The organism is Kitasatospora sp. NPDC094019 (assembly GCF_044764505.1).
GTDB lineage: Bacteria > Actinomycetota > Actinomycetes > Streptomycetales > Streptomycetaceae > Kitasatospora.
Genome location: NZ_JBIWIF010000020.1, coordinates 165,196 through 171,566, shown reverse-complemented (window position 1 = coordinate 171,566; position 6,371 = coordinate 165,196). Strand labels below are relative to the sequence as shown.

1 protein-coding gene and 1 pseudogene are annotated in these 6,371 nt (G+C 76.7%); both read right to left on the bottom strand.

Going from position 1 to position 6,371, the window contains the following annotated elements; all coding sequences use genetic code 11:
• On the bottom strand, positions 1–6,199 hold a 6,199-nt coding region (locus ACIQ9P_RS32930), incomplete at its 3' end, for a type I polyketide synthase (protein WP_402364572.1).
• Between the two features lie 105 nt (positions 6,200–6,304).
• A pseudogene (locus ACIQ9P_RS32925) lies at positions 6,305–6,358 on the bottom strand (polyketide synthase docking domain-containing protein); the annotation flags it as partial.
• Positions 6,359–6,371 lie beyond the last annotated feature (13 nt).

The window sequence follows — 6,371 nt, the reverse complement described above, 5'->3', positions numbered from 1 at the left end:
AGAACAGGAACGCCAGACCACCCGAACCCGCCACACCCCGCACCACACCCGCACCCTCGGGATCACGCAGCAACCCCGCATCCCCCAGCACCACCACCCGCTCCTCCAACGCCGCCCGGCCCACGGCCAGCGACTGGGCGAGGTCCGCCGGATCGGCGGTGAGGGCCAACTCGGCCACCCGCTCGCCCTGTTCGCGCAGCGCTTCCGGCGAACGGGCCGACACCACGAACGGCAGCAGCGCACCGTCCACCGTCGGCCCGGCAGCCTCCGCCGGCGCGGCCTCCTCCTCCGGGGCCTGCTCGACGATGACATGGGCGTTGGTGCCGGAGACACCGAACGCGGACACGGCGGCCCGGCGCGGACGCTCCAGCGCCGGCCACTGCCGCTGCTCGGTCAGCAGCTCGACGGTGCCCGCCGACCAGTCCACGTGCGGCGACGGCTCGTCCACGTGCAGCGTGCGCGGCAGCACCCCGTGCCGGATCGCCAGCACCGACTTGATCACACCCGCCACACCGGCAGCCGCCTGGGTGTGACCAATGTTCGACTTCACCGAACCCAACCACAACGGCCGTTCCGGCGAACGCTCCTGCCCGTACGTCGCGATCAGCGCCTGCGCCTCGATCGGGTCGCCCAGGGTGGTGCCCGTGCCGTGCGCCTCCACCACGTCGACGTCCGCGGCGGTGAGCCCGGCGGAGTCGAGCGCCGCCCGGATCACCCGCTGCTGCGAAGGACCGCTGGGCGCGGTGAGGCCGTTGGAGGCGCCGTCCTGGTTGACCGCACTACCGCGCAGCACCGCCAGCACCTCATGACCGTTGCGACGCGCGTCCGACAGCCGCTCCACCAGCAGCAGGCCCACACCCTCCGCCCAGCCCGTCCCGTCGGCACCCGCCGCGAACGCCTTGCACCGCCCGTCGGGCGACATCGCGCGCTGCCGGGAGAACTCGACGAAGGTGGTCGGGGTGGTCATCAGCAGCACACCGCCGGCGACGGCGAGGTCCGACTCGCCCGAGCGCAGTGACTGCGCGGCCAGGTGCAGCGCCACCAGCGACGAGGAGCAGGCCGTGTCCACGGTCACCGCCGGGCCCTCGAAGCCGAAGGAGTAGGAGATCCGGCCCGAGGCCACGCTGCCCGCGTTGCCGATGCCGAGGTATGCCTCCAGCTCCGCCGGGACCTGCTGGGCGCCGCTCGCGTAGTCGCGGCCGGAGATGCCCGCGAAGACTCCGGTCCGGCTGCCGCGCAGGGCGGCCGGGTCGAGGCCGGCCCGCTCGAAGAGCTCCCAGGTGGTCTCCAGCAGCAGCCGCTGCTGCGGGTCGATCGCGGGGGCCTCGCGCGGCGGGATGCCGAAGAACTCGGCGTCGAACTCACCGATGCCGTCGAGGAATCCGCCGTGCCGGGAGTAGGAGGTGCCGGGCTTGTCGGGGTCGTCGGGCGAGTACAGGGCGTCGAGGTCCCAGCCCCGGTCGGCCGGGAACTCGGTGAGCGCGTCGACGCCGTCGGACACCAGCCGCCAGAGGTCCTCCGGCGAGGCGACGCCGCCGGGGTAGCGGCAGGCCATACCGACGATGACGATCGGATCGGTGTCGACGGCCGCGCCGTGGGCCGGGGCGGCCGTCCGGTCGGCCCGGGAGTCGGCCTGCGGGTCGGCGTCGGCCGCGCCCCACAGTTCGTCCGCCAGCCAGTCGGCGAGCGCGGCGGGCGTGGGGTGGTCGAAGACCGCGGTCGCGGGCAGGCGTCGGCCGGTGACCGCGCCGAGGCGGTTGCGGAACTCGACGGCCGTCAGCGAGTCGAAGCCCTGCTGCTGGAAGGCCCGGGCCGGGTCGACGGCGTCCGCCGAGCGGTGCCGCTGCACGGCCGCGGCCTCGGCCCGGACGACGCCGAGCAGGCTGCGGCGGCGCTCGGCGGCGGGCAGCGCGCCGAGCCGGGCGACGAGGTCGGCCTCGGCGGCCGCGCCTCCGCCGCCCTGATGAGCCGAACGGGCCACGTCGTCGCGGGGCAGCAGTTCGACCACCAGACGCTGATCCCGGCCCCGGAACAGCGCCGCCCAGTCGACGTCGGCGACGACCAGGTGGCTCTCGCCCCGGTCGAGCGCCGCGCCGAGCAGTTCGACGGCCTGCGCGGGCGGCAGCGAGGCGAGGCCGTGCCGGAGCAGTTGCCGTTCGGCGCCGTCGGCGGCGATGCCGGCGCCCGCCCAGTGGCCCCAGGCGATCGAGGTGGCCGGGAGTCCGGCCGCCCGGCGCTCGGCGGCGAGGGCGTCCAGGTAGGCGTTGCCGGGGGCGTAGTTGGCCTGGCCCGGGATGCCGGCCACGCCCGCGAGCGAGGAGAACAGGACGAACGCGCTCAGCGGCAGGTCCGCGGTGAGCTCGTGCAGCAGCCGGGCGGCGCCCGCCTTGGCGCGCAGGGCGGCGGCGAGCCGGTCGGCGGTGAGGGTGGGCAGCAGGCCGTCGTGCAGGGCGGCGGCGGTGTGGACGACGGCGCCGAGCGGCACGTCGGCGGGGATCGCGGCGAGGACGGCGGCGAGCTGCTCGCGGTCGGCGACGTCGGCCGCGGCGAAGGTCACCCGGGCGCCGAGGGCGGCGAGTTCGGCCTCCAGGACGGCCGCTCCGGGCGCGTCGGCCCCGCGTCGGCCGACCAGCAGCAGGTGCTCGGCACCGCGCGCGGCCAGCCAGCGGGCGACGTGGCCGCCGAGGGCGCCGGTGCCACCGGTGATCAGGGTGGTGCCGCGCGGCTCCCAGGGCTGCTCCGCCGGGGCGGACGGCGCGGCGGGGGCCAGCCGGCGGGCGAGGGCTCCGGCCGGGCGCAGCGCGAGTTCGCTCTCCCGATCGGGCGAGCGGTCGGTGATCAGTGCGGCGGCCTGCTGCCAGGTGTACCGGTCGGGCTCGGCGGGCAGGTCGATCAGGCCGCCGTGGAGGGCGGGCTGCTCGGCGGCCAGGATCGCGCCGAAGCCCCAGGTGAGGGCCTGCTCGGGGGCGGTGACGGGGTCGGTCGCGGAGTCGGCGGGCCCGGTGCTGACGGCGCCCCGGGTGAGGTACCAGACGGGGGCGGGCGCGGCCGCGTCGTCGAGGGCCTGGGCGAGGGCCACCTGGGCGGCGTGCGCCCATGGCAGTTCGGGGTGTTCGGGGTGGACGCCGGGGCGCAGGGCCAACAGGGAGACGACGCCGGTGACCGGGCCGTCCTCGGCGGTGGTCCGGGCCAGTTCGGCGGCCAGGGCGGGCCGGTCGGTGCCGGCGGTGAGCACCCGCGCGGTGGCGCCGTGTGCGCCGAGCGCCTCGGTGAGGCCGGTCGCCCAGGGGTGGTCGGCCGGGTCGAGGTCCTCCGGGAGAACGAGCAGCCAGCGGCCCCCGGTCGCGGCCCGCGCCGGGGTGGCGACCGGCCGCCAGACGACGCGGTGGCGCCAGCCGTCGGCGGCCGTCGCGGCGCGGCGCCGGTCCCACCAGGAGGCGAGCGCGGGCAGCACGGGGACCAGCCGGTCGCCGTCGACGCCGATCGCCTCGCCGAGGCGGCCCGCGTCCTGCTCGCCGACGAGGTCCCAGAACACGCTGTCCCCGGCGGGCCCGCCCGGGGCGGCGGTCAGCTCCGGGGAGCGGCTGGCGTCCAGCCAGTAGCGCTGCCGCTGGAACGGGTAGCCCGGCAGTTCGGCGTGCGTGGGCCGGGCGTCGGCGAAGGCGGCCGTCCAGTCGACGGGTATGCCGCGCACGGACAGCTCGGCGACGGAGGTGAGCCAGCGCTCGCGGCCGCCGTGACCGCGCCGCAGCGAGCCGGTGACGACGGCGGACGCGGCCGGGGCCGCGGCGTCGAGGGTGTCCTCGATCGCGCCGGTGAGCACCGGGTGCGGGGAGACCTCCACGAACACGGTGTGCCCGGTTTCGGCGAGCCGGCGGGTGGCCTGCTCGAAGCGGACGGTGTGGCGCAGGTTGCGGTACCAGTAGCCGGCGTCCAGCTCCGCGGTGTCCTGCCAGTCCCCGGTGACGGTGGACAGCAGCGGCACGGTACCGGTGCGCGGCCGCAGGTCGGCGAGCAGGGTGAGGAGTTCCTCGCGCAGCGCCTCGGTCTGGGCGGAGTGCGAGGCGTAGTCGATGTTGACGGGCCGGACGGTGGCGCCCTCGGCGGTGTAGGCGGCGGTGAGTTCGGCGAGCGCGTCGAGGTCGCCGGAGACCACGGTGGCCTGCGGGCCGTTGACGACGCCGATGGAGAGCCGGCCGGGCCAGGCGGCGATCCGCCGTTCGACCTCGGCGAGCGGGCGCGGCACGGAGACCATGCCGCCGCGGTGGGAGATCCGGGCGAGCAACTTGGCCCGCAGGGCGACGATCCGGGCCGCGTCGGCGAGGTCGAGGCCGCCCGCGACGTAGGCGGCGGCGACCTCGCCCTGGCTGTGGCCGACGACGGCGTCCGGGCGGACGCCGTAGGCCCGCCAGAGTTCGGCGAGCGAGACCATCACCGCCCACAGCACCGGCTGGACGACGTCCACCCGGTCCGGGTCGGGGCCGTCGGCGGCGCCGCGGACGACGTCGAGCAGCGACCAGTCGGTGTGCGGGGCCAGGGCCTCGGCGCAGCGGGTGAGGGCGGCGGCGAAGGCGGGTTCGGTGTCGAGCAGTCCGGCGGCCATGCCGGCCCACTGGGAGCCCTGGCCGGGGAAGACGAAGACGGTGCGGCCGGGGGTGGCGGCCCGGCCGCGGACGACGCCGGGGCCGTCGAGCGCGCGCAGGGCCGAGGCCGCGTCGTCCGCCGGGGCGACGACGACGGCGCGCTCGTCCAGCGCGGCCCGGCCGGTGGCCAGGGTGTGCGCGGCGTCGACGGGCCGGGTGCCGGGGAGCCGGTCGGCGATCCGGGCAGCGTGGGCGGTGAGCGCCTCGGGGGTGCGGGCGGAGAGCACGTACGGGAGGACGGCGGGGGCGGGGGCGACCTCGACCTGCGCGGTCTCCTCTGCGGGTGCCTGCTCGACGATGACATGGGCGTTGGTACCGGAGACACCGAACGCGGACACGGCGGCCCGGCGCGGACGCTCCAGCGCCGGCCACTCCCGCCGCTCGGTCAGCAGCTCCACCGTCCCCGCCGACCAGTCCACGTGCGGCGACGGCTCGTCCACGTGCAACGTACGCGGCAGCACGCCGTTCCGGATCGCCAGCACCGACTTGATCACACCCGCCACACCCGCCGCCGCCTGCGTGTGACCGATGTTCGACTTCACCGAACCCAGCCACAACGGCTGCTCGGCACTACGACCCGCCCCGTACGTCGCGATCAACGCCTGCGCCTCGATCGGGTCACCCAGCCGGGTGCCGGTGCCGTGCGCCTCGACGACGTCCACGTCCCCGGTGGTGAGCCCGGCGGAGTCGAGCGCCGCCCGGATGACGCGCTGCTGCGAGGTGCCGCTCGGGGCGGTGAGCTGGCTGGAGCGGCCGTCCTGGTTGACGGCGGAGCCGCGCAGCAGGGCGAGCACCCGGTGGCCGTTGCGGCGGGCGTCGGACAGCCGCTCCAGGACCAGCAGGCCGGCGCCCTCGCCCCAGCCGGTGCCGTCGGCGGCGGCGGCGAAGGGCTTGCAGCGGCCGTCGGCGGCCAGGCCGCGCTGACGGCTGAACTCGATGAACATGCCCGGCGCGGCGAGCACGGTGGCGCCGCCGGCCAGGGCGAGCGAGCTCTCGCCGGAGCGCAGCGAGCGGGCGGCGAGGTGCAGCGCGACCAGCGAGGAGGAGCAGGCGGTGTCGACGGTGACGGCCGGGCCCTCCAGGCCGAGGGTGTAGGCGATCCGGCCGGAGGCGACGGAGGTGGTGGTACCGGTCAGCACGTAGCCGTCGGTCTGCTCGGCGGGCAGGTGGTGCATGCTCGGCCCGTACTCCTGGGCGATGACGCCCGCGAACACGCCGGTGCGGGTGCCGCGCAGGGCCGCCGGGTCGATCGCGGCGTCCTCCAGGGCCTGCCAGGCGGTCTCCAGCAGCAGCCGCTGCTGGGGTTCGGCGGCGAGCGCCTCGCGGGGCGAGATGCCGAAGAACTCTGCGTCGAACTCGCCCGCGTCGTAGAGGAATCCGCCCTCGCGGGCGTAGCTGCGGCCGGCCCGGTCGGGGTCCGGGTCGTAGAGGTGGTCGAGGTCCCAGCCCCGGTCGGTGGGGAAGGGGCCGACGACGTCGCGCTCCTCGGTGACCAGCCGCCACAGCTCGTCGGGGGTGTCGGCGCCGCCGGGGAAGCGGCAGGCCATGCCGACGATGGCGATCGGCTCCTCCGCGCCGGGGCCGGTCCCGCCGTCGGCGGCGGGGTCGGTGACGGCGGCGCGGGCCTCCGCGTCGCGCAGGCGGCGGCGGGTCTGGTGCAGCTCGGCGGCAACCTTGTTGAGGTAGTCGCGCAGCTTCTGCTCGTTGGTGCTCATCTCTGCGGTGCCT